The organism is Chitinophaga sp., assembly GCF_039596155.1.
GTDB lineage: Bacteria > Bacteroidota > Bacteroidia > Chitinophagales > Chitinophagaceae > Chitinophaga.
Map to the genome: position 1 here is coordinate 178,152 of NZ_JBCNKF010000005.1, position 24,832 is coordinate 202,983.

Here is a 24,832-nt window from a genome sequence, read left to right on the forward strand (position 1 = left end):
TGAAGAGCAAAAATATGTTTTTTTATCATCATCTTTTTTATACTTTACCCGTACATTATTAAAACAGGTCTCAATGAAGAAAGTCATGCTGAGTGCACTCCTATGCATATGGGGGGTGGTATTACATGCGCAGGTCAAAATCTTTAACAGGTACAATTATTATCAAACTGAGAAAGAAGGCACTATCATCTGCATCCTGCCAGATCAGGGCAATTACAAACTGAGTTTATCGATTCGTTCCGAAAAACTGCCAACGACTGCTAAAACAGAAGGGTTAAGGCTGTCTGCTCAATTTAATCTGGATGTATTACCTATTGGTACAACTGCCTTGCACTATGTATTGGAGAAAGAAAATAGTACGGTTCAGAAAGGAGATATCAATATCACCAAACTGGCACCAAAAGCAAACGCTGTACAGATAGACCAGCTGACAGGAGGATTAATCGCAGATGGACTGCCTTTCTTCCCGTTTGGGTTTTATTGTGTTCCGGTAGGTGACCTGCCGGAAAGAGAAGTTACACATGGCTTCAATATGATCGGCGTATATCAGGAAAATCTTCCTGATGGGCTAGCGGAGCGTAAACAGTATATGGACCGCTGTGCACAGGTAGGTGTTAAGGTACAATATGGGTTAAACTCTCTCGTTGGCAGCGGGCATAATGGTGACAAAGGCCTGGACAAAACTGAAGAAGAAAAACTAGCGCTGCTAAAGAGTGAAGTATTGGCCTTTAAAGATCATCCTGCGTTATTATCTTATTATATCAATGATGAACCGGATGGGCAGGGCCGACCACCATCTGTACTCGAAGCAGCGTATAAAATGATTCATGAGCTGGACCCTTATCACCCGGTATCTATTGTCTTCATGATGCCACAGAAGGCAAAAGATTTCAGCAACACCATGGATATAGCAATGACTGACCCCTACCCTATTCCGGGTCCTGCGGACAAAGTAATAGACGATTTGACACAGTATGTTTCCACTTATCAGTATGCAAAATCTGTCTGGCTGGTGCCACAGGCATTTGGTGGGCAGGAAATGTGGAACAGGGAGCCAACCGGTGCTGAGATCCGGCTGATGACTTACATGGGCCTGATCGGCGGAGCCAAGGGTATTCAGTACTACGTACATGCACCGGGGAATCTAAACCCGCAATCAGTATCTGCATGGTCTGCTGCCAGCGATGTCGCCGTAGAAACAGCGCAGATGACCTCCTTCCTGCTCTCCGCGGATATCGCGCCTGACCTCCATGCAGATGATCCCAAAATACTAACGAAGTCATTCAGTTATCGGGGGAATACATTGCTAATTGCCGTGAACAATGAGAATAAGCCGAAAGTATATACGTTGACAACAGACCTGCATAAAAATGGGTCGGCAGCGTGTTGGTTTGAGAACAGAGAAGTGGCTTTAGAGAATGGTATTATTCATGACATTATTGATGCGTATGGTACGCGGGTCTATTTAGTCAGGAGCATTGATAGCTCAGTAATCTCTGGAGACAACATGACCCCGAATCCTGGTTTTGAAAAGATCGTGAGTCCGGGATTACCAATTGGCAGTAATGTAACGAGTACCAGTCAGCGAAAAGCGGATATCGGTGCATCCTTCTTTGCAGATCCCCGTCAGCATGTAGAGGGAATGTTTAGCCTGCGGTTAATCACACCTGTAGATAGTGGTGGTAATAAGATCAGACTAGTTCCGATGGTGATGACAAAGGGGAATAGTTATACAGTGTCTATCAGAGCAAAAGCCAAAGTTCAGGAACGTATGCCGGCCTTCCGCATCGCAATTGATGCTATGGAGCAGGATCATACTTACACACTGACACCTGATTGGAAAGAATATAATTTCACGTTCCAGGCACCCGCTTCTTCTACAACGGCTATTCTTTCGCTGGAATTAATCCAGCAGGGAACAGCATGGTTTGATGTGCTGACGGCCAGTCCTGATCCGGTCATCACGTACAGAATTAATGAAGACCGTACTGCAACCGTGAATATTAATACCAGCTCCAACAGGGAGATCCGTTATGGGATCAATCAGTTACCCGATGCACAGTCTCCTTTGTATACAACGCCCATTACGGTTCACGCAGCCAGTACTATCTCTGCTGGTATTTTTGACCACGGCAGGTCCATAGCAGGCTCCAGTACCTTTGTTCCGGTGAACCTCGCTTTGGGAAAAAAGGTAACTATTGCCCAACCATATGCTACCCAATATGCAGCTCTCGGCGACAGCACTCTCACAGATGGCACAATGGGTACTACTGCATTCAAGTGTGGTAAATGGTTAGGATTCAATGGAAAAGATCTGGATGCGACGATTGATATGGGTAGCGCAACTCCTATGAAAAGGGTGACTGCCAGTTTTTTATGTGATCCGAATAGCGGAATTTTCCTACCTAAAGAGGTGGCGGTGTACACTTCCAGGGATGGAAAGAACTTCAAGCTGGCCGGGAGGGTAACCAATAGTAAGAATGTACGGGGAGAGCCTTATCTGCAACAGTTCAGCATACCTGTAAAGGGAAATGCGCGGTACATAAAAGTAACAGGCAAGGCCTTCGGGGCAATTCCGGAAGGATATCTTTTTGTGGGATCAACCTCCTGGTTATTTACAGACGAAATTTTAGTGCAATAGCAGGACAGTCTGTTGACTTTTGCAACGCCCATATACTTCTTAAAAGTATGTGGGCGTTGCTATTTATTTTAGTACATATTAATAAAACTATCTATCTTTGCTTCATCATATACCTATGGAAACAATGAAGAAATTATCCCTGATTATCATGTTCGTAATGATGCAGGTGGTGGTAACCTATGCACAGCTCACCACTGTATCTCAAAGCCCTCTTTTCAAAGAGCCGGTATCTGGTTATGGCCGTATCCTGCATATGAAAAACGGGAATACCGTTTTTTTGCAGATTACTTCAAAGGACGGCATTTACGTGGACATCTATGATGAAGAAAACAGGCCTAAAGCACAGTCGCATAAGAGTGCCAACTTTGGTAACCTGCTGGGTAGTTGTATCAATGCCATATTTGAATCGAACAACGACATAGTTGTGTTTATCTCAGAAGTCGAATCCAGACAGCCTGTATTGTACCGCCTGATAATAGATGGCACGACCGGTTACATTAAGAGAGATGAGAAACTGGTCATGACTAACCGCTATGCCTATTTTGCACAGCCATTCATTACGCAGTATGAACCTGTGACATCTTTCTTTGTAAGGAAGGATCCCCAAAGTGAAAACTACGCACTGGTAGTCCTGCACAATAACGACAGAAGTGTGAACGGCAACCTGGAAGTAGTATGGTACGCAGGCAATCACAAAGAAATTTCAAGAGCTTATTACAATAACCGCGATACCCGCTATAAAAATATCAATTACCTGGATATGGCAGTATTGGGCGATGAGAAGGTATGCCTCTTTGCACATATTTACAACCAAACGGAAGTCGGAGACAAAAAAGGACAGCTCATTATGGCGTCCCTCAATAAAACTTCCGACACCCTTGAAATCAGCAAACTGAATATTGGTGTAAGAAAGGTAATCGATAGTGGCCTGGTAAAGTTTAACCCCATTACGAAGAAACTATTATTCATCGGTTATGCACACGCAGAAGCCGGCGATAGCGAAAAGTACGCAGGTATTATGGGTTTTGTAGATCCTACAGGGCGGACACCAGAACAGGAGATCAACATCTTCCCGGCCAAGGCCAATGAGAAAACACAGGCAATTGCCGGGAGGGACTTCACAGGTATGCCTCAAAACATATTTGTACGCAGCGATGGCGGATTTTCCATTATATATGAGGAACTGACCCGCAAGCAGGTCAAACCGCTTAATTCTGCTTCATATGTATATTGCATCAAAGATTGGCTGGCAGTGGTTTCCTATGATGTGAACGGACAACCGGAATATAGCTGTGTGATACCAAGGCATGCTGAACTGCGAAACTGGGAGATCGCTGCTTTCAATACAGAAAGAGTAGCCCGTAGTGCACAACCGCTTATTAAAGGAGAGCAATACAGGGGGTATGCCTGCTTTCAGTATAAAGACAGGGTTTATGTGACCATGAACAATACGGATGAGAACATGAAGAAAGCGGCGAAGGGGAAAGGCGTGTCTTTTCACTCCGTGAGAGATACCGATGGATATTATTATATATGTGATGCCAGTAATGAGCAGCCGGAATACAAGCCACTTTTTGGCCTGAATGTGAATAAGGATGATGATGGTCATCCATTGGTGATGGGTGTTTCTGACTATGATAATGACAAAGGCAGGTTCATTACCCTGAAAATGGATAGTAATACAGACCATAGAGGAGTGAGAGTCGTGTGGTTACAGCCCTGATCATGACCAATGCCCAACAAGTGTTCAAACTGCCCGTCTTATCGATGGGCAGTTTTTTTTTGCGGTTATATGAAAATGAGTAGAAAAATTTTTGGCTACATTTATGCAATTCTGATTTTTTGCGCATCATAACTCCAAACTGAATGCCTTGAGATATTTTTTACTCTTGTTATTATTGCCTGTTTTGTCGAGGGCACAGACAAATGAGGATTATATGAGGTTAGTGAGGAGGGTGGATACACCGAGAGCGGTATTTAATTTGCCACAAGGTAGTGTGAACCGGGAGGTGAAACAAGTGAAAGGCAACCTGCAATATCCCAATTCCACGCGAAATATTACTGTTTCCGGCAACCAGTACATCCTCCATGACAAAGTGCGGACATTGACAATTAACGGAACTTATAGTACGTCGGCCGCACTCAGCCACGCCAACCTGCAGCCAGCACTACAACACGAGTATGCGCAGGGTATAAATAGTCAGTATCTTGGACCGGAAACAGGTACCCTCTTCAGCTATGGACCTGCTATCTCCACACTTGAATTTGATGGTAGTAACTACATGTATGATCAGAACGGCCGGCTGGTAGCAAAAGGTACTGGCAATGGTCAGGCTGCGAAAGTATATGATAATGGAATCCTGAGAACGGGAATGAAGCTCGGTAATGATCTGCTGCTTAAAACAACCTACCGGAATCTGGCAGGGAATAGCTGGTCACTGGAACTAAAGGCAGGAAAGGGAAATGAAAGAAGCATTATCCGGCAGAACGATAATGAGCGACAAAAATGGGAAGTAAACCTGGAACACAATGCCCGGGAACTGAAACTTAATTTTATTTACGCAGATGTAGCTGATCACTTTACTTATAGCAATAGAAATGGTTTTCTAAACAGGGTATATCAATATTCATTACTTACGCCGGTGAGTTTTCAGAATTCCCAGGGTACTATGATCGGGACTGATCAGCGAAGCTATAGTAGTAGTGCAGACAATCCGCTTTTTCTACTGCAGGATCATGACAACGCTTATCACAGGCACTCCCGAAATGCCAGTATTGTAATCGAAAAAAAATCAGGTGCGTTTAGTTACAATATCGTTCCTAATTTTCAAAATGAATCAACCACCAGTATAGAAGCATATGCACCAGGCACCACGGGATTTCCCGATGGCAGTGTGATTCGCAGGGAGCAAAACGACTACCGCTTTCTGACGAAAGGCAATGCAAAGTATAAATTCGCCCAGCAACTTTTTGATGAATTAAGTTCATCCGTTGAACTAAATTATAACTATTCCAATCTACACACAGACATCAGGTATAAAGGCATCATACAGGATTATAGCTACAGGCGTATCATCCATGAGCCTAATCTCAGCTATCATGCAGCATATCAATTATCAGCAGGCTGGACTTTTCTTGCCGATGTAGGTAATAAATTATATCTCTCCAATACGACTGCCAGGTCGAACTACTGGTTACCTGGTGCTACAATAGCAGTAGTAAAAGAGCGATACATTGACCGGCATATGTTATGGATCCGTTTCCGATCACATTTCAATCATTTCGATAACGAATTGCCTATTCAACAATCCCAGTCGGCCATCAACCTGGTGAGATATACCGCAGCGACTCTCCCTTCTTTTCTTCCTATAACCGAAGTAAACCAATATAAACAGCTACAGTCTACTCACCATAAGGAATGGGATTATGATCTGGCGGTAAACTATGCTTTGTTCAACGTCTCTTTCTCTTACTACCAGCGTCAAACCAGTCATGATGTAGTTCCCATCATCAGTGGTAATACCATTCAGTTAAAAAATGTTGCCAACCATGTGAACAAGGGGTGGGAGATATTTTTTACTCATGAGGATATCAGCATGTTTAACAGAAAGGGGAAATTTAACAGCGGACTTTCCTTTTCTACCAACAAGCAAATTATTACGGCCGTTGAAAAAGGATATAATTATACCCCAACCGCAGGCCTTAGTGAAGTACATACAGCCCTTGTGGAAGGCGCACCCGCTAACGTTATTGTGGGCAGTGCCTATCTGCGCGATGCCAATCACCAGATAGTGACTGATCCTGATGGCCATCCATTAGCGGATCCTCAACTTAAAATAATCGGCAATCCTAATCCGGACTTTTGGTTGTCATTAAGTAATTTTCTTTCATACAAATCAGTAGCACTAAGTGTGAACTGGCAATGGAAAAAAGGTGGAAGAAAGTGGAACGGAACAGCTGCGATGCTCGATTATTATGGTCGCTCGGCCAGTTCTGCCTTGCAAAGAAAAGAGGACCATTCTCCACAGGTACCGATAGCTGAAAGTTATATACAGCGTTCAGATTATATTCGGATCAATAATATATCGCTGACACTGGAGCGTCATTTCAAAGGATATGTAAACAAATTCAGGTTAACAGGCTTTCTCCGAAACATCCTGCTATGGACGCCATACAAAGGAGTTGATCCGGGACAATCACTTCTTGATCAGGGTAATAACACAGCGCTTGATTTGTATAACCTGCCAGGTACATTGACTGCAGGTATTGATGCCACCATTTCATTCTGACATTATGAAAAAAAAGATACTCACCATCATATATCTTTTCCTGTTATTATCGGCACAAGCACAGGTACCAGATTATGGTACTACCAAAGAAAAGGTCTATCTACATACCAACCATGTGTATTTTGAGCCGGGCGATACACTCTACTACAAAGCTTATGTAGTGGACGCACAAACCAATACGCCAACGTTGACCAGTACAATACTGAATGTAGATATCATAAGCCCTTCAGGAAGCATGTTATCACAATTGAAACATCCTATCAATATTGGTTATGCTGAAGGAGGATTTAAATTTAAAGACAGTTTGCCTGGAGGCATTTATAAAATAAAAGCCTACACAACCTGGATGCAGAATGAAAAAGACAGCACCTGGTTTAGCAAGTCCCTCACCTTACAAAGGATGATCGCCCCGAAGTTGCTGATCACGCTTGATTTTCCGAAAAAAGGGTATGGCCCCGGTGACACAATTAGTGCACAGTATGCTGTTCGCACACCTGACAACAAGCCATTGGTAAATTATACCGGGCAGTTTACGATCAACATTGACGGTAAACAATATAAAACGGGAAATTTCAAAACAGATACTGCTGGCAAAGCGGTCATTACGGGTATTTTACCCGGTCATCTCAATACCAGCGACGGATTGCTCAACGTTACGGTGATGGCCGATGGTTTTACCGAATCGATTTCCAGAGCGGTTCCCATTGAATTGAATAACATCGATCTACAGTTCATGCCGGAGGGAGGCACCCTGGTAGCAGGCTTACCCACCATACTGGCGTTTAAAGCGATTAATGAAAAAGGTAAACCCGTGGATGTAAAGGGTGCAATTTTTGATGATAAGGGACAGAAAATTGTTGATTTCACCAGTTATCATGGCGGCATGGGTGTACTCCCCTTTACGCCAGCTAAAGACAGAAAATATACGGCCCTGGTGAACAACCAGACATACCCTATACCACCCGCCATGGCAGACGGTATGATATTAAACCTTGTACGTAGTCATGGACAATTATATGCCAGAATTACTACAACTGCCGCAGATGATATTACATTAACTGCTGCCATGCGTGAGCATGTATATTATACAACGACAGCAACCCTACACCGTGGGGCACAACTGATTAAGATTGATACAGCAGATTTCCCGACCGGAATCGTCGTATTTACTTTACGTAACAGCCGCCGTTTGAAGGTAGCCGAACGTGTAATCTTTATGAACAAGCGTAATGGTTTGCAGGTAAACATATCAACAGACAAAGCCAGTTATGAGCCGAGGGAGAAAGTAAAGATGACTATCACAACAAAAAATGCTGATGGCCGGCCGGTTCCATCTAATCTCTCCCTCTCAGTGATTGACGACAAATTATGGACCATGGCGGACGATAAACAGGATCATATTTTATCATGGTTGCTAATGAGTAGTGAATTGAGAGGAAAAGTGGAGGAACCACAATTCTATTTCAAACAAGATGAACCGAAAGCTGATAGCGCGCTGGATATACTGATGCTGACACAGGGGTATCGCTACTTTGCATTTACAGAAGTAGTAAATACTGGTAATAAGCTATTGTTCACACCAGATAAGCTAAATATACTGAGTGGTAATATTGCTGGCAAAAAGGGCAACCCGCTGAAAACTAAACTCTATTTATTCAATGTAAAAAGGAAACTGGGAGTTGAACAAATTACATCTCACAACGGGCAGTTCTTTTTTACAGATGTGGATCCTGGTTCGGAATACTGTCTCATGGCAGAAAGCCCCGACAAGGATAGTGCTGTGATTAATATTGTGCAGAATGGCATTGGTTACAACAGGCAGGAAGCGGGCCTGTTCAAGCCGCTGAAAACAGGGCTAAGGGAAGCGATTGCGACGTATCCATCTATGGTCACAAATGACACGCGATGGTCAGACAATCCTTCCAAATTAAGTGAAGTTGTAATAGTAGCATATGGAGTAACCCGTAAATCGATTTCAACTGGTGCTGTAACGGTGGTTAACCAAAGTACCTATTTCCCAACTGATCCTAATAATCCACTGCTTGCATTACAAGGACGAATGCCCGGTATAGTGATTCAACAGGCTTCCGGTAATCCGGCCCAGGGTATAACCGTTCAAATACGTGGCCAAAATTCTTTAACTAATGGGGAAGGCCCATTATATATTCTCGATGGTGTACCGGTACAAGGCAATATCCTCAGTTTGATTAATCCCAATGAAATTTCCTCCATTACTGTAATCAAACAAGCAGACGCGACTGCCATATATGGTGCAAGAGGAACTGATGGAGCTATTGTTATAACTACCAGCGGATACCGTCGTGAAGGCAGAATACAGTTCACACTGGGCAAATCCAGGACCTACGCTATCAGGAAATTAACCACACCGGCTGAGCATCAGCTCTTCAGCCAGGTACCCATCTTCTACGCTCCCAAATACCTCACGACCGAAACGGAAATAAAAAATGATTTCAGAGAAACTATTTACTGGAATCCCACTATTCAGACAAACCGTTATGGTCAGGCTAGTGTAGAATTTTACAACTCCGATGCCAATACTACCTTCAGAGCTGTTACAGAAGGTATTGGTTACAATGGCGTTATTGGCAGAGCTGAATACACCTATGCGTCAAATGATGCAGTCAGTATAGATGCTAAAATCCCCCCCTACATTAATGTTGGCGATCATGTTAAGATCCCGGTTGTACTGAAGAATTATACCAGCGAAGATAAGATGGCCCATGTACACCTCGTATTACCGGATGGGTTTAGTGGAGATACATCCATTAAAGCTATCACCGTAATAAAGAACGGTGATGCACAGCTTTTTCTTGATATTATACCAACCTATCCCATGTCTGGCAATATCAGGATCAATGTAAATAACCAGGCTATTTCCCTTCCTTTCACAGCAGAAGAAAAAGCATTTCCAATGCATGTGGTTTTCTCCGGAAATCAATCAAAAGATTCGACATTCAGGATTTCAGATATTTCTCCGGCGGTCAATCCAACACTCACACTGGACTTACAAACAGTTCCGGATCAGATAATGGATGCTGTGAAAAGTATGCTTCGTGAACCGCATGGATGCTTTGAGCAAACATCCAGTTCAACCTTTCCCAATATACTCATCCTGCAACTAATGAAGAGTGCCATACATCGTGATACTGAACTGGAGCAAAAAGCCAGGGATTATCTGCAGGATGGCTACAACAGGCTGATCAGGTTCGAAACATCCGAGAATGGATTCGAATGGTTTGGACGTGCTCCTGCCCATGTAGCATTGACGGCCTACGGATTACTGGAGTTCACTGCCATGAAAGAGTTTATTGCTGTAGATACCAATATGCTGAAAAGAACAGAAAAATTCCTTTTGGATCATCGTGACGGCAAGGGAGGATTCAGGCCTACACCCGGAGGCGCAGATCAATTCCGGGCCGTACCACCGGAAGTATTGAATGCATATATCGTGTATGCACTGTCACAAACGAATGCGGGTAAGGATATTCAACCGGAATATGAATATGCTTTGAAAGCCGCAAAAGAAAGTAATGAAGGTTATCAATTATCTATGATGGCACTCGCTGCTGACAATCTGCATAAAACAGCAGATTTCAATGAACTTTTAAACAAATTGGATCAATTGTTTAAAAATGGGCAATTACCTCTCCGTACATCAGTTGTCGCCTCACAAGGCATATCCCTATATGTTGAAACAATGGCCATGTATGCAATGGCACTCATGCGCGAACCCGCACCCCGTAAGGCGCGGATCGCGCAAATTATTGCTGGCATACTAAGTAAAAAGAATTACGCCGGCTTTGGCTCTACCCAAGGCAATGTACAGGCATTGACGGCACTGGCAGCTTACTTCAACCTGGAGAAATCAGCTATGCAGGATAGCACGGTTACTTTTATACTGAATGGAAAGGTGATCAGGCCAGGGGAAAAACTTTATTCAAATGTTCTGTCAAATGAGAACAGGTTTGCTGTACGATATAACAGTAAAGAAGGAATTCCCTACACTTTCCGCTGCAATTACTTCACCAACACACCCCCTACCAGCGAAAACGCTTTGCTGAAATTTGAGACACTGCTCAGTACCCACCATGCTAAAATAGGGGAAACCGTTCGCATGCATATCAATATTACCAATACCAGCACTGATGAACAGGGCATGGCGGTCGTAAAAGTGGGGATTCCCGGAGGGCTATCGATGCAACCATGGCAACTAAAGGAATTGGTAGATAACAACCAGATTGCGTACTATGAAATCTTTGATAATTACCTTGTATGCTATTGGCGGGGTATGCATCCAAAAGAAACGAAAAAGATAGCACTGGACCTGAAAGTGGATGTACCCGGTACCTACCAGGCAAAAGCGGGTGCGGGCTATTTCTATTATCAGCCGGAAGATAAATACTGGCAGGCAGGAGAAACTGTCAGTATTATTCCCTGAATGCATTAAGTTACCGCATTAAAAGAGCTTGTATCATTCATATTGATATAAGCTCTTTTTTGTATCAACAGCAATCAATTTGCAGCCCTAAAGCATATCTTTAGTCAGAAGATACACCTTTGTTACCCACACCCCAATCAAGTCTATGCACATAACCCAACACAGCACCTCGCTCGCCACGGCTCTACAGTGCCCCAGTTGTGGCCGGTTATACAATATCGGGGATATACAATCCTACGCTACCTGCTGTAATCAACCGCTCTTTACCCGCTACAAACTGGATCAGCCCCTCCACCAGACCCTTGACATCAACTACCACACCATATGGCGATATAACCGGCTCCTGCCTGTTTATGAAGAACAAAACATCGTCAGTCTCGGGGAAGGCGGCACCCCATTGTATGACCTTTCTACCCTCAGTCACCAGCACGAGGTACATATCCGGATCAAAGATGAAAGTGTTAATCCAACCGGCTCTTTTAAAGCCAGAGGTATCAGCGTGGCGGTTTCCAAAGCTAAAGAACTGGGCATCCACCATTGTATTATGCCTACTGCAGGCAATGCCGGCGGAGCCCTCAGTGCCTATTGCGCAAAAGCAGGGATGAAAGCCACCGTGATTATGCCACGGCATACACCTCTTACGCTGCAGACAGAATGCCGTATGTATGGTGCTGAACTCATTCTTGTAGATGGCCTGATCAACGATTGCGGAAAGCGTGCCCAACAACTCGTGGCACATACCGGTGGGTTTGATATGTCTACTTTGAAAGAACCCTACCGGCTCGAAGGCAAAAAAACAATGGGATATGAAATAGCAGAACAATACCACTGGCAACTGCCTGATGTGATCATTTACCCAACCGGGGGTGGTACAGGATTGATTGGTATGTGGAAAGCATTTGCAGAAATGAAACAATTAGGCTGGCTTACAGGAAAACTGCCCCGGATGGTGGTCGTACAATCGGCTAACTGTGACCCAATAGTACAATTATTTCAGCAGGGGGCTATTCCTCCTGATTTCTGTGCGGCGCCCTCTATTGCTTACGGATTGGCAGTACCTACTCCATTTGCCAAAGACCTCATGATGGATGTACTACGTCAGAGCAACGGTACGGCACTGACCGTGACAGAGACAGAGATCACTATCGGTATGCGCAGTATTGCAACAACAGAAGGCTTATTATTATCACCGGAGGGAAGTGCTACCTATATGGGCATGCAGCACCTGGTAGCCGACGGCTGGATTCAGGAAGGAGAAAATGTACTATTGTTTAATACAGGATCATGGTATAAATACAGATCATAACTTACTGTCGATGAGCTTCACCAGTTTTTCAAACTCAGCGTCATCATAGCCAAATTGCTGGTAAATAATCTTACCTGCCGGATCCACTATAATATTCCTGGGAATACCATTAGGTGCGAACAGGGAAAAAATGCTTCTGTCAGCGTCAGGCAGCAGGGGGAAGGTAAATCCCTTCTTTGCTTTGAACGGGTCTAATTTTTCCCAGCCCTCTTCCCTTCCAAATACGATGAAGGCAAATTTGGGGTTGTCCTTATGCTTTTCCCAGATTAGCTTCTGTGCCATGGGCAACTCCTGATTGCATGGTGGGCACCAGGTAGCAAAAAAATTAATCAATACATACTTTCCTTTGTAATCATTGATATTGACCTTTTTCCCTTTTTCTATTTCGAAAGAAAAGGAAGGAACGTGCTGGCCGATAACAGTCCGGAAATCACCAACGGGGGGATCTGTCTGTGGTGTTTGTTGTGCAAAGGAAGAGAGGGAAAAAATCCCTGATAAAAAGAGAAGAAGCGCGTGTTTCATGGTCGGTTCATAGTTACTTTGCGGACTGTAACGGTAAAATCAACAGTTTTTTTCTGCCCGTTTACATAGGCAACCCTGAATTGTACCGGTTCTCCGCTGGCGATGGCGCCGGGATTATCTAAGATGGCATTGGACAAGGCGCTGGCGGCTTTGCCATTACGCAGGAATGCCTGTCCGAGCTTACTGATCCTTGCTTTCATAATAACAAATATACTGAAAAAAAATGCCCTTAACTTTGCAGTATGCCTATCCCAGGAAAAATACTATCGCGCAAAGATGAGATCACGGCTGAGTTTATGCGATTGGTGGATGAACATGTCAACGACCTGCTAACGGGGCGGACTGACTACCGCTATAAGCCCAGCGATTTTGCTTCCCGCATGCACATTGCTGCGGTGCATCTTACTAATACGATAAAGCTCACGTTAAATACCTCTCCCTGTGAAATCATGGAAGACAGGATTGTACAGGAAGCAAAGAAAATGCTGGACGAGACCACACTAGGTGTGGCTGATATCGGAAATTTGCTGGGATTTCCGGAGCCGACCAACTTCAACCGTTTCTTTAAAAATATGACGGGGATAACTCCACTTCAGCATCGCAGGAACAAAATACTGAAGTATTGATCATTTTCACCGGCCTGGTTGTTGATACCTTTGTGCTACAAAAATCAAACACATCATGGCTGGTAAAAAAATCGCGTTCATCACCGGCGGTAGCCGGGGATTAGGGAAGGATATGGCACTGAACCTTGCGAAACAGGGCGTAGATATCATCCTCACATACAATAGTAATAAAACAGAAGCGGATGCTGTAGCAGCAGAGATCAAACAGGCTGGGCAACGTGCAGCAGTATTACAACTAAATACTGCCAATGTCAGTTCCTTTGACAACTTCGTCACTTCATTTACAGCTTTACTAAAAGATACTTTCCAGGCTACCCAATTCAACTATCTGATTAATAATGCCGGCATTGGACTGCATGCAAATTTTGCGGATACGACCGAAGCACAATTTGATGAGATTATGAATATTCATCTCAAAGGACCATTTTTTCTCACACAGAAATTGTTGCCATTGCTGGCTGATGGCGGAGTGATTATCAACGTCTCCAGCGGTCTGGCTCGCTTTACTATTCCAGGTAGTTCTGCATATGCAGCAATGAAAGGGGCAATAGAAGTTCTGACCAGATACCAGGCAAAGGAACTGGGTAGCAGAGGTATCCGTGTGAATACTATTGCACCAGGTGCGATTCAGACTGATTTCAGCGGAGGTGCAGTGAGAGACAATGCAGATCTGAATAAGATGGTGGCTTCCAATACAGCATTAGGCAGAGCAGGGGTAGCAGAGGATATAGGTGCTGTGGTGGCATTCCTGTGCAGTGATGAAGCGAGATGGGTAAATGCACAGCGGGTAGAGGCGAGTGGTGGAATGTTCCTGTAAATTAAGATAAGAGGTTGTTTTCAACATAAGAAAACAACCTCTTATTTTTTCGAGGAATAAAGGCACTAAATTTAAAAATACCCGAATGTCAAGTACAATTAAAAGGAGTTCAATGAAATTACGCCTTCTCTAGTGCTCTACTATATCACTCTTCCTAAAACTATACAACAAATAAAATAACGCAGGCAAAATCAATAAGCTTCCCAGTAACAATGCCATTGCCAGCGACTGAATCGTTTTTTCCTGCCCTGCATGTTCCAGCAAAGACAAATACTGTCCACCTTTCAAAATCACAATATTCGGATAGTGGCGGATAGTGATTGCCAATAAGATCATGGTCACCTGAAACCCTGCCAGCACGCGGATAATAATCACCTTTCCTTTCCTCAGTAACATATACCACAATACAGCCAGTGATAATATAGCTGCAAAGATCGCTATGATTCCAACCGGGTTATCGAACATCCATTTGTCTAAAGGTATTCCCTCTGCGTGTGCTGCCCAGAATACTAACGCCCCAAATACCGCAGCTGCCAGGTTCATTTGCTTGGCCTTTCTGATAAACCTCACCCGGCTATTTTCATCGTCCGTCTCACCAATAATAAATATCGCTGCGAGATAACCACAAATCGCCACTGTAAAAAAACCTACTGTTACCGAAAACCAGTTCAGCCAGGTATACACATATGCGTCGAGGAAATTATTTGCTGCCGGATCAATCCTGCCAGACACTGCACTACCAGCAATCACACCTAAAAAGAAAGGCGTCACGAAACTGGAGTATACAAAAATGCGGTTGTATACTTTTTGCATGTTGTCTTTCACCGCATCATAGTGCCGGAACGTGAAAGCCGTACCCCTGGCGATAATTCCAAATAACATAATTACCAGGGGTATATGCAGATGCGTAGATATCGTCGTATAGATCTCAGGAAAACCGACAAATAACACGACAATGGCAATGATCAGCCACATATGATTCGCTTCCCAGATAGGCCCGATGGCCTGATACATGGTATTACGTGTATATGCTTTGTTCTTCTCTGATGTAAATAATTCAATGATACCTGCACCGAAATCGGCACCTCCCAACAATATATACAACAGGATGGCAGCCCATAAATAAGCCATTACTACAAAGATCATAAAGCAGGAGTTTTAATATCATAAATCTCAGGTACCATCCGGATCTGTCTGTACAACAGGAATGTCACGATCAGCGATAGTGAAATGTACACCGCTGTAAACATGTAGAAAGAATAAACAATGCCCGGCATTGGTGTCACAGCATCGGCAGTGCGCATCACTCCATTGATGATCCAGGGCTGCCGGCCCACTTCCGTCACTGTCCATCCCGCTTCTACAGCTATGAACCCCATTGGTGTGGCAATTACGAAGAGACGCAGTAACCAGGGCATCCGAAGCCAGCTTTTCTTCTTTATAATTGCCACAAAATAACAAGCCGCGATTGCCAGCATGATCATTCCTAATCCAACCATGACCTGGAAGGCATAATGGGTGATTGCAACCGGTGGCTGTTCATCTTCCGGTATCTGATCCAAACCTTTTACAGGGGTATGAAAATCACTATAGACCATGAAACTCAATAAACCGGGTATTTCTACCCCGTATTTCACCTCTTTGGCTACAGGATCCGGAATCCCTCCTATTACCAAAGGAGAGGCTGATTCAGTTTTAAAATGCGCTTCCATTGCTGCCAGCTTGGCGGGTTGCCTGTGTGCCACATCTTTTGCAGAAATATCTCCACTCAGTGGTTGGAGCACAGCCGCTATACAGGCAAATAACGCGGGTATCCGGAATGCAGTAGTATGGAAAGCAATATTCCTTCTTCTCAGGATCATAAGTGCATGAATGCCGGCTACCGCAAAACCGGTAGCAGCAAATGCTGCAATACACATATGCAGCGCCTGTGAAAACCAGGCATCATTGAACATTGCTTTAATAGGATCTATATTGAGGTATTGTCCATTCACGAAATCGAACCCTGCCGGACTATTCATCCAGGCATTGGCAGCCACTACCAGGATACCGGATACCAGCCCGCTGATACCTACTACCACACCTGTAATCCAGTGGAACCACTGATTGAACCGTCCCCAACCATAAAGGAAGAACCCAAGGGCTATCGCTTCTATGAAAAAGGCGGTACCTTCCAGCGAGAAAGGCATTCCGAAAATCGGGCCGGCGTGCTTCATGAATTCTGGCCATAATAGTCCCAATTCGAATGACAATACGGTACCGGATACAGCCCCGGTGGCAAAAAAAATTGCTACACCTTTACTCCAGGCACGGGTAATATTCTTATAAGTATCGTTACCTGTTCTAATATAGAGAAAGTGAGCAACGGCCATAAAGAAGGGCATGACCATGCCTATACAGGAGAAGACGATATGGAAACCTAACGATAAAGCCATTTGTGATCTGGCTGCTAAGAAATCGTTCATTGGCGCGTTGAATTAATCTGGCTCAAAGCTACTAAATCTACATTATGAGGGGATGATAAAAGTCATGTTAAAAATGGTAGTTTTTAGGGTAATTTCTTTTCTGTAGCGGCGGAGCTTTTCTAATCCGCTATTATTGTTCTTCTTTGCACACTATGTGCACTAAAATAGCCCAATGCCCCTCCTGTTATATTTGTCACAGGATTGGCAGGGGTGGCACTCTGCCCCTCTCCTGTTGCTCCGGCATCCAGACTATACCAATATTTATATACTGTCTGGTCTATACATTGCATCTCTATTGTGATAGTATCTCCGGTTTTTATCTTCTTCTCGTCATTATCACTGTCACTGCTAAACGATACCAACTGGATACTCAAACTCCTCCCATCTGTATTTTCATCATTACGCACAAAGATTGTACGCTCCTGTACCCCGTTATGCCATTCAACAAAATGATATGCATTTCCCTTTCCCTGCGGGTCTGAATAGTAGACTGTTGGCACCCTTCGGGTCTCACCAAACACGACCCTGTTCTCCAGGCCGAGACTATCAAAATATACCTCATTCGGCATTGTCGATACTGCTCTGAACGTATCTGCACCTATCTGCACGTACATGCTATAAGTCTGCCCAATGCGTCCTTTAAATCCTGTAGTGGCATAAACACCAGGTGAAGCCGTCTCTTGCAGCACATATTCCGTTGCGTTATCCGACGTAATGATAACAGTTGCCCCACTCACACCTTCAAATGTATTATCCTCCGAAAAATCCATGGTTTGTGAAATCCTGACCCCAATTCCATTTATCTGATCTGTCACACCCCCCTCTATTACATACTTCTTCGCCGCATTATTTAAATTAATATCAATCACCTTCTGACAGGCGCTTAAACCAATCAGCACTATTGCGATATACAACAACTGTTTCATCTTCATTAGAATTTAAAGTTGTATGAAATAGAGGGTACAAACCTGAACAGTGATGTTCGCACTGCTTCTGTCTTATTCGGATCTTCCTTACTTTGCCTGAATGTAATGGTATATGCATTCTCCCTTCCATATGCATTGTAGAGGCTGAAAGCCAGCTCTGAAGAATACCGGCCGTGTTTGCGCAACTGCTTGGTAGCTCCCAGATCCAGCCTGTGGTAGGCTGGCATGCGATATCCGTTTCGCTCTGTATAATAGTAATATACCACGTTATTGATCAGGTACTTTCCACTTGGAAAAGTAACGGCATCACCTGTGTAATATACCCAACTTGCGCTCAGTGACCATTTCTCATTCAGTTGGTACATACCTACTACCGCCACGTCATGCGTTCTATCCTGTCGCGCATTATACCAGTTTCCATTATTGATACCATCTATCTTTCGCTGTGTTTTTGACAAAGTATAGCTTACCCAGCCGGTTACTCTCCCTGTCTTTTTCTTTATCAGCCACTCTATACCATAGGCGCGTCCTTTACCGAATAATAACTGGGTTTCAATGGCATCATTGTTCAGCACATCAGCACCATCCCTGTAATCAATCTGATGCAACATTGTTTTGTAGTAGGTTTCTACAGTCAGCTCATACTTACTTCCATACAGGTTTTTATAATATCCTAACGATACCTGATCCGATATCTCGGGTTTGATAATATTTGTACTTGCCACCCAGCGATCTGTTGGGCTGGACGAAGTACTATTTGAAATAAGATGCAGGTTTTGCACATTCCGGGCGTAAGACGCCTTAACGGAGGAAATATCTGTTAGTTGATAACTGATTGCCAGTCGCGGTTCAAGGTTAACATATGTCTTCACAAACTCACCACTTTTATAATGTAGTGTATCGAGGATCTGCCCGTCTTTATCGATATTAAAGAAATCTCCCTCACCCAATATACTGAATGCCGTGAGACGTGCACCATACAACAGGTCCAGTTTATCTGTCGCTTTCCATACATCAGATATATACACCGCATTCTCCCAGGAATAACGCTGCTGTAACCTTGATGAATTAAAGTTTGATAACTGGCTGGACGTAATTTCTCCCGGGCGCATCGTATGATAGATCGTATTGAAACCAATACGCAGGTTATGGCGCTGGCTGATATAATACTGCAATTCTTCTTTGAGATTCCAGTCGCGGATTTGTGAGAAGATATTTACATCATTGGCGCCGCTCTTCACATTGATCTTATAATTGTAGTTACTAAAGATCAGTGATGTATTGGAAAACATCTTACTACTGTAAATATGGTTCCATCTCAGGGTTCCTGTTCCATTTCCCCATTTCAGGCCAAAGTTATTACCGACTACAAGGTTATCAGCACCAAAGTATCCGGAGGCAAACAAACGATCCCGTTTGCCCAGCTGATAATTTAATTTTGCATTGAGGTCGTAGAAATAAAGTGAATTATTCCTGATAGAAGAGTCATTAGACAAACGCAGGAAAAGATCCACATAGGTTCTTCTGCCGGAAACCAGAAAAGAAGATTTATCCTTTTGCAGAGGACCTTCAATATTTACTTTGGAAGAGATTAACCCAATACCGCCACTGACATTATAATCCTGATTGTTCCCATCATTCATTTTAATATCCAGTACAGACGAAAGCCTTCCACCATATTGGGCAGGCATACCTCCCTTGTATACCGTCACATCCTTGATGGCATCAGAATTAAATGTAGAAAAGAAACCAAACAGATGCGAAGCATTATACACCGGAGCTTCATCCAGCAGGATCAGGTTCTGGTCTGCCGCTCCTCCCCGCACATAGAAACCACTATTACCATCGCCGGCAGATTTGATGCCCGGCAGTAACTGGATCGTTTTCAGTACGTCCTTCTCACCCAGCAGCACCGGAATGTTCTTCATTTCCTTCGTTGTCAGTTGTTCCATACCCATCTGGGGAGTGTTCAGGTTCCTTTGTTTGCCAGCTGCTGTAATGGTCACTGATTTCAATGACCGGGAGGCATCTTCCAACGCAATATTCCGGGTGGTATGCTGCGTGAGTACAATTTCCTCCTGTACAGGTTGTAAGCCTACAGTACTGAACTCTATGACATAGGTACCTGAAGGCAGGGTAAGGGAATAAAAACCGTACTCGTTGCTGACAGTACCGATGGATTGACCTGCTACGTGCACAGTAGCACCAATGATAGTCTCCCCTGTTTTCCTTGATCTGATGGTTCCGCTGATAGTAAATTTCGCCTGTGCAATCGCTCCTAAACATGACAATAACACACAACAGACAATGATAAGCGTCTTACTCATATTCATCTTTTGGGCAGTACTACCGCGTCCGGCAGTACCACCTATCGGGTTTAATTTTACAAGGCGTCCTGTTGCAGCTCCTATTTCCCAAACTCCTTAGCGGTAGAAACGATTACGCCGTCCTGCATTTCTATAGTACGGTCAGAGCGTTCTGCAAAATCATTATCGTGGGTCACTGCTATGATCGTCTGGTTATATTCGTGCGCCAGTTGTTTAAATGTATCAAATACAATTTGTGAATTCTTTGAATCAAGGTTTCCGGTAGGCTCATCACCCATTATAATAAGGGGGTCGTTTATAAGCGCTCTGGCAATGGCGACCCTTTGCTGCTGCCCTCCCGATAGTTTGGAGGCCGGCTTTAACGCCTGATCCTGCAATCCCAGCAGTGTCAGCTTCTGGTAGGCCCGCTCCTCTATCTCCTGTCTTGAATACTTCCCTAACCGCAATGCCGGTATCATCACATTCTTCAGACAGCTAAATTCGGGTAAAAGATAATGGAACTGAAATACAAATCCAATCTTCTCATTTCGGAGAGCCGCCAGGGAGTTTTGCTTCTGCCCTGTGGTTACCTGCCCGTGAATACTCAGTTTTCCCTCATAATCAGTGTCCATTGTACTTAAGATATACAGTAAAGTGGACTTTCCACTCCCTGATTTACCCACCAATGTTACAAATTCTCCTCTATAAACTTTAAAAGAAATGTCATTCAGCACCTTAAATTTAATTGGGTCGTAAAAATACTTCCCTATCTTTTCCGCTTCCAGCATGAGCTCTCTTTGCATAATCGTAATTTTTACCGCCTGAAAATAGATACCGGGTCTACATTCGCCGCTTTTTTGGCAGGGATATATCCCGCACCCAGGGTTACGATCAGTCCAAAGATCAGCCCCCTGAAGAATACTGCCCATTCAAAACGAATGGGGAAATAGCCTATATCGCCGCCCACATAGGTTCTTGACAACTGAAAAACGAGTAATGCAGCCAGTATAACACCTATCAGTATCCCGATCATCCCAATGATCATAGCCTGCTGCACAAAGATCCGTACCACATCCCGCCCTCTGAAACCCATGGCTTTCAGAATTGCTATATCATTGATTTTCTGAGAGATAGTCATATTCAGGATATTGTAAATACCAAACCCTGCTACCAGCAGAATGGATAGAGCGATGACAGTGATCATGATGCGGCGCATATTTGCCGCTGCTACAAGTGTGGCATTGGCCGCTTTCCAATCCTCTGCTTTGTATCCTGTCAGGTCAGAAAAAGTAGCTGAATAATTGGGGGCATTTTCCGGGTTGACAACAGATATATTGATATCACTTACATAATCCGGTCCTTCCTGTAAGAGTTGCTGGGCGGCACTGATATTGATATAAGACTTCGTCTTATCGATCTGGGAGTTGTTGGACTGAAACAGCCCTACCACTTTCATCACCTTGGTGACATTCCGGGAGGATGTAATGGAAATGTTATCTCCCGGCCGCACGCTCATTTTAGCAGCCACCCCTACCCCCAGCAAAATACCATTAGGGGTATTTTTCAGGTCCTGGATAGCACCTTCTACTACTGTGGTTCCAATATTAAACATCTTGTCAGCCTCAGCAATCCTTACCCCGTAGGAGCTACCGGTGATCTGGGACTTTCCGTTATTGTAAAATACACTGGCAGTGACCTGTGGCGTTACCAGTGTTACATCGGGCTGCTGCCTTAACAAGGCGATAATCTTCTCCGGGTCCACTATCTTATCACTTTCGGGCACTACACTGGGATTGATGATGACGGGAACATTGTTTCCTTTTGCCGGCAATAACGGCACACTCATTACCTCATCTTTGTAAACCCTGATATGTGCTGTACTCCTGAAGACCAGCTCTGACGACTTCTTATCAAAACCCACCATCATAGAATTCATAAAAATGTAGATGGCAATACCGATCGTCACACCCAATGCCGCCACCAGCGTCAGCTTTTTTTTAGTGACGATGTAGGTTATGGAGATTTCAGAATTGATATTATGACGGTATCTCATCACTTATTTTTTTTCAGGTACCAGTTCATCTTGTTCTGTCAGGCCACCAGTCACTTCCACCCAGTCGTTGGATACTATACCCGTTTGAATAACCGTTGGGCCCTTACCTTTTACAGATACTTTGTTACCATAATTCAGAAAAATACGGGGTATTACCAGTGCATTTTTTTTCTCCCCGACAATGATATTTGCTTCTAACTGTGTACCTGTAATTCTGAAATCAAGACTATCTGTAAAATAAGCCTTTACAATGAAAGACTGGCTGGTGGATTCAAAAGCCGGCAGGATCTCATGCACGGTGCCTTTGTAAATATGTCCTTTGTTGGTGTTCAACTGGATCGCGGCTTCCTCCCCGACTTTTACCCGCGCCATATTTGTTTCATCTACATTCAGGCGGGCGTAGATAAGATGCGGGTTTGCAATTACAGCAACTACATCTCCCTTACGAACATAGTCGCCCAACTGTTTTCTCTTCTCATAGATCTGCCCGCTGATCACTGCCCTGATCTGATTTTGTTCTCTGATCACGCGGTTCACTTCACTCATGGAACGCTGTGTAACTTCCTGTTGTCTGGCAGCTACCAGTTGTGTATTATATTGGTCTTCCAGTGCTTTCAGATTGGCCTGTGAGGTGGCGAGTGTCAACTGCACATTCTCATACTCCAGTTTCGATACGCTGTTGCTCTCCATGAGTCGTTTATATCTGTCAGCCTGTAATTGATCGAGGCGTAGCTTTTCCCTGGCAGCGGTGATATTTGCACTAATCTGTTGTAGTGCAGGCGCAGAAGGCAAAGTATTCTCCCGTGCAATATTATGCAGCGCGCCGGCACTTTGCGCATTGATGATATTCTGATTATTATCAATGACAGCCAGCAACTGCCCGGCACTCACCATATCACCTTCTTTAAAATCCAGTTTGATGAGATAACCGTCTGTTTGTGCCGTGAGGTTATTCTGGTCATCAGCTTCCAGTACACCGGAGGCAAATACCATTTCAGTCAGGTCTTTATGTGTTGGTTTGACAGGAGTAGTTTTCTGACCACAGGCAGAAAAGATCAGGCATGCAGAGAAGATCCCAATTGTTTGCTGTATGTTCATTTGACAATATTATTAATCATGATCCTGGATTTCGCATAGTCACTGTTGGCCTGTTGCGACACTGCATTCAGACTGTTATTAAGCCAGTCATTAAAAGCCGTAAACAGGTCAGTAGCAGAGAGTATCCCTTCTTTATAAATATTCAGGTTCTTGTAATAGGAATCTTCTTTCAGTGCAGCTATTTCACCTGCCAGATGTGCACTTTTAAACGCCTTCTGATATTCCAGCTGCAATTGCCGGTTATTCACACTATCCTGCCGGGCTGCATGGACAAAATTATTTTTAGCGATTGCTACATTGATACGATCATAACGCACAGCCGCTACCTTGCCGACATCAGGGAAAATAGGAAGTACCAGTTTCACACCTACATAGTTACTATTGATCCAGCGACTGCCGTCAAAGGGGTGGTTGTTTGTATTTTGCTGCCATCCCAGGCTGCTAAAGAGTGTAACAGTAGGCATGAACCAGCGTTTATTGGCGCGCAGGTCTGCTTCCTGGTATTTTAGCTGCCATTCAGATTGTAACTGGGTCAGGTAACCAGTAGCGGTCAGGCCTGCATCAAAGGTTCCCATATCCCGGGTTTCGTCAACAATTACGAGGGTATTGGGATCTATATCACAAAGTAGTTTCAGACTGCTGTATTGTTCTTCCAGGTTTACCTCCAGCTGCTGCAGCTTATCCTGTATAGCTAGCTGGTTGGCCTTCGCATTATTCACATCCTGCTGACGGGCAATACCCTCCTGCTGTTTGTTCACCATGATATTGGTGAGTATATCTGCGTTATCAAGGCTATTCTTCGTCACTTTGATCTGCCATTGATAAGAGAGAATATTATAATAGGCGCCCGCTACGCTTTCGTAAAGGCTTTTCTTATTAAGCAGATTGGTTACATTCGTCACTTGTTCACTGGCACGGGCAGTTTTCACCTTGGCCATGGCAAATGGATTGAGGATATCAATCTGGGGAGCAAAGGTTGCGGCAGTTACATACTGCTGTCCGAAGGTCACCTGTCGGTAAGTACCTGCCGGCCCGCCAAAGATTTCAGCCGGGATAAAAGTTACGCCCAGTTTAGTGTTGTCTGTGCTTGTCAGGTTTGCATCCCCCTTGATTTTCCACTTATCAAGTTTTGCCGCCAGGGTTTGATACTTATTCATCAGGACCTGCTGGGTGGCATTCCTGAAGGTGACACTATGCGCATCAGCGTAGGTAAAGACTTCATTGAGTGAGCGAAAAGATAAAGTGCTCTGGGCTGCTGCTGTAAGACTACCTCCAATGAGAAAAATGATTAAAAACCGGCGCATCAGAAAATTGTTTACAATGA

General features: G+C 44.1%; 17 protein-coding genes. 7 read left to right on the forward strand and 10 right to left on the reverse strand.

Features of this window, described 5'->3' with window-relative positions; all coding sequences use genetic code 11:
• Window positions 1-73: 73 nt before the first annotated feature.
• The 5 genes from ABDW33_RS06940 (at window position 74) to ABDW33_RS06960 (ending at window position 12,695) form a co-directional block, all read left to right on the forward strand.
• On the forward strand, window positions 74-2,641 hold the full coding sequence (locus ABDW33_RS06940; RefSeq protein WP_343689341.1) for a carbohydrate binding domain-containing protein: 2,568 nt from the start codon (window positions 74-76) through the stop codon (window positions 2,639-2,641).
• A gap of 124 nt (window positions 2,642-2,765) precedes the next feature.
• Window positions 2,766-4,364 carry a hypothetical protein gene (locus tag ABDW33_RS06945; RefSeq protein WP_343689342.1) on the forward strand — a complete coding sequence of 533 codons (1,599 nt, stop codon included), beginning with the start codon at window positions 2,766-2,768 and terminating at the stop codon, window positions 4,362-4,364.
• A 214-nt stretch (window positions 4,365-4,578) separates the two neighbouring features.
• Window positions 4,579-6,930, forward strand: a complete 2,352-nt coding sequence (locus ABDW33_RS06950; protein ID WP_343689343.1) for a hypothetical protein — start codon at window positions 4,579-4,581, stop codon at window positions 6,928-6,930.
• A gap of 4 nt (window positions 6,931-6,934) precedes the next feature.
• Window positions 6,935-11,389: a TonB-dependent receptor plug domain-containing protein gene (locus ABDW33_RS06955; protein WP_343689344.1), complete on the forward strand. Its 4,455-nt coding sequence runs from the start codon at window positions 6,935-6,937 to the stop codon at window positions 11,387-11,389.
• A gap of 145 nt (window positions 11,390-11,534) precedes the next feature.
• On the forward strand, window positions 11,535-12,695 hold the full coding sequence (locus ABDW33_RS06960; RefSeq protein ID WP_343689345.1) for a threonine synthase: 1,161 nt from the start codon (window positions 11,535-11,537) through the stop codon (window positions 12,693-12,695).
• Here ABDW33_RS06960 and ABDW33_RS06965 read toward each other — a convergent pair.
• Complete coding sequence (locus tag ABDW33_RS06965; RefSeq protein WP_343689346.1) at window positions 12,690-13,217, reverse strand: TlpA disulfide reductase family protein; 528 nt, start codon at window positions 13,215-13,217, stop codon at window positions 12,690-12,692. The two genes, ABDW33_RS06960 and ABDW33_RS06965, sit on opposite strands and share 6 nt — an antisense overlap.
• On the reverse strand, window positions 13,214-13,417 hold the full coding sequence (locus ABDW33_RS06970) for a hypothetical protein (protein WP_343689347.1): 204 nt from the start codon (window positions 13,415-13,417) through the stop codon (window positions 13,214-13,216). Before ABDW33_RS06970 ends, ABDW33_RS06965 begins: the two co-directional genes overlap by 4 nt.
• Before the next feature lie 42 nt (window positions 13,418-13,459).
• Between ABDW33_RS06970 and ABDW33_RS06975 the strand changes: the two genes are divergently transcribed.
• Together ABDW33_RS06975 and ABDW33_RS06980 are read left to right on the forward strand one after the other, a co-directional pair.
• A complete protein-coding gene (locus tag ABDW33_RS06975) occupies window positions 13,460-13,843 on the forward strand; it encodes a helix-turn-helix domain-containing protein (protein ID WP_343689348.1) in 384 nt (127 codons plus the stop codon).
• A gap of 55 nt (window positions 13,844-13,898) precedes the next feature.
• Entirely contained in the window at window positions 13,899-14,660 is a 762-nt protein-coding gene (locus ABDW33_RS06980) for an SDR family oxidoreductase (protein WP_343689349.1), read from the forward strand.
• A 129-nt stretch (window positions 14,661-14,789) separates the two neighbouring features.
• Here the strand turns inward: ABDW33_RS06980 and ABDW33_RS06985 are convergent, their stop codons facing one another.
• The 8 genes from ABDW33_RS06985 to ABDW33_RS07020 all read right to left on the reverse strand — a co-directional run bounded on the left by ABDW33_RS06985 (window position 14,790) and on the right by ABDW33_RS07020 (window position 24,812).
• Window positions 14,790-15,806 carry a cytochrome d ubiquinol oxidase subunit II gene (locus ABDW33_RS06985; RefSeq protein ID WP_343689350.1) on the reverse strand — a complete coding sequence of 339 codons (1,017 nt, stop codon included), beginning with the start codon at window positions 15,804-15,806 and terminating at the stop codon, window positions 14,790-14,792.
• Window positions 15,803-17,125 (reverse strand): cytochrome ubiquinol oxidase subunit I, encoded by a 1,323-nt coding sequence (locus ABDW33_RS06990; RefSeq protein WP_343689351.1) that lies wholly within the window; start codon window positions 17,123-17,125, stop codon window positions 15,803-15,805. Before ABDW33_RS06990 ends, ABDW33_RS06985 begins: the two co-directional genes overlap by 4 nt.
• 119 nt (window positions 17,126-17,244) lie before the next feature.
• Window positions 17,245-18,051: a DUF4249 family protein gene (locus tag ABDW33_RS06995; RefSeq protein WP_343689352.1), complete on the reverse strand. Its 807-nt coding sequence runs from the start codon at window positions 18,049-18,051 to the stop codon at window positions 17,245-17,247.
• A gap of 5 nt (window positions 18,052-18,056) precedes the next feature.
• Window positions 18,057-20,378: a TonB-dependent receptor gene (locus tag ABDW33_RS07000; protein WP_343689353.1), complete on the reverse strand. Its 2,322-nt coding sequence runs from the start codon at window positions 20,376-20,378 to the stop codon at window positions 18,057-18,059.
• Window positions 20,379-20,458: 80 nt separating this feature from the next.
• Window positions 20,459-21,160: an ABC transporter ATP-binding protein gene (locus ABDW33_RS07005; protein ID WP_343689354.1), complete on the reverse strand. Its 702-nt coding sequence runs from the start codon at window positions 21,158-21,160 to the stop codon at window positions 20,459-20,461.
• Window positions 21,161-21,171: 11 nt separating this feature from the next.
• Entirely contained in the window at window positions 21,172-22,410 is a 1,239-nt protein-coding gene (locus ABDW33_RS07010) for an FtsX-like permease family protein (RefSeq protein ID WP_343689355.1), read from the reverse strand.
• A gap of 3 nt (window positions 22,411-22,413) precedes the next feature.
• Window positions 22,414-23,508, reverse strand: coding sequence for an HlyD family efflux transporter periplasmic adaptor subunit (locus tag ABDW33_RS07015; protein WP_343689356.1), 1,095 nt, complete (start codon window positions 23,506-23,508; stop codon window positions 22,414-22,416).
• Window positions 23,505-24,812, reverse strand: coding sequence for a TolC family protein (locus ABDW33_RS07020; RefSeq protein ID WP_343689357.1), 1,308 nt, complete (start codon window positions 24,810-24,812; stop codon window positions 23,505-23,507). The genes ABDW33_RS07015 and ABDW33_RS07020 overlap by 4 nt, the downstream gene beginning before the upstream one ends.
• Window positions 24,813-24,832: the final 20 nt, after the last annotated feature.

Bases quoted from the DNA above. Each gene is read 5' to 3' on its own strand.
- ABDW33_RS07020 (WP_343689357.1), bottom strand. From the start codon at position 24,812: ATGCGCCGGTTTTTAATCATTTTTCTCATTGGAGGTAGTCTTACAGCA.
- ABDW33_RS06960 (WP_343689345.1), top strand. From the start codon at position 11,535: ATGCACATAACCCAACACAGCACCTCGCTCGCCACGGCTCTACAGTGC.
- ABDW33_RS07010 (WP_343689355.1), bottom strand. From the start codon at position 22,410: ATGAGATACCGTCATAATATCAATTCTGAAATCTCCATAACCTACATC.
- ABDW33_RS07000 (WP_343689353.1), bottom strand. From the start codon at position 20,378: ATGAGTAAGACGCTTATCATTGTCTGTTGTGTGTTATTGTCATGTTTA.
- ABDW33_RS06940 (WP_343689341.1), top strand. From the start codon at position 74: ATGAAGAAAGTCATGCTGAGTGCACTCCTATGCATATGGGGGGTGGTA.
- ABDW33_RS07005 (WP_343689354.1), bottom strand. From the start codon at position 21,160: ATGCAAAGAGAGCTCATGCTGGAAGCGGAAAAGATAGGGAAGTATTTT.
- ABDW33_RS06975 (WP_343689348.1), top strand. From the start codon at position 13,460: ATGCCTATCCCAGGAAAAATACTATCGCGCAAAGATGAGATCACGGCT.
- ABDW33_RS06995 (WP_343689352.1), bottom strand. From the start codon at position 18,051: ATGAAACAGTTGTTGTATATCGCAATAGTGCTGATTGGTTTAAGCGCC.
- ABDW33_RS06950 (WP_343689343.1), top strand. From the start codon at position 4,579: ATGAGGTTAGTGAGGAGGGTGGATACACCGAGAGCGGTATTTAATTTG.
- ABDW33_RS06955 (WP_343689344.1), top strand. From the start codon at position 6,935: ATGAAAAAAAAGATACTCACCATCATATATCTTTTCCTGTTATTATCG.
- ABDW33_RS06985 (WP_343689350.1), bottom strand. From the start codon at position 15,806: ATGATCTTTGTAGTAATGGCTTATTTATGGGCTGCCATCCTGTTGTAT.
- ABDW33_RS06990 (WP_343689351.1), bottom strand. From the start codon at position 17,125: ATGAACGATTTCTTAGCAGCCAGATCACAAATGGCTTTATCGTTAGGT.
- ABDW33_RS06980 (WP_343689349.1), top strand. From the start codon at position 13,899: ATGGCTGGTAAAAAAATCGCGTTCATCACCGGCGGTAGCCGGGGATTA.
- ABDW33_RS07015 (WP_343689356.1), bottom strand. From the start codon at position 23,508: ATGAACATACAGCAAACAATTGGGATCTTCTCTGCATGCCTGATCTTT.
- ABDW33_RS06945 (WP_343689342.1), top strand. From the start codon at position 2,766: ATGAAGAAATTATCCCTGATTATCATGTTCGTAATGATGCAGGTGGTG.
- ABDW33_RS06970 (WP_343689347.1), bottom strand. From the start codon at position 13,417: ATGAAAGCAAGGATCAGTAAGCTCGGACAGGCATTCCTGCGTAATGGC.
- ABDW33_RS06965 (WP_343689346.1), bottom strand. From the start codon at position 13,217: ATGAAACACGCGCTTCTTCTCTTTTTATCAGGGATTTTTTCCCTCTCT.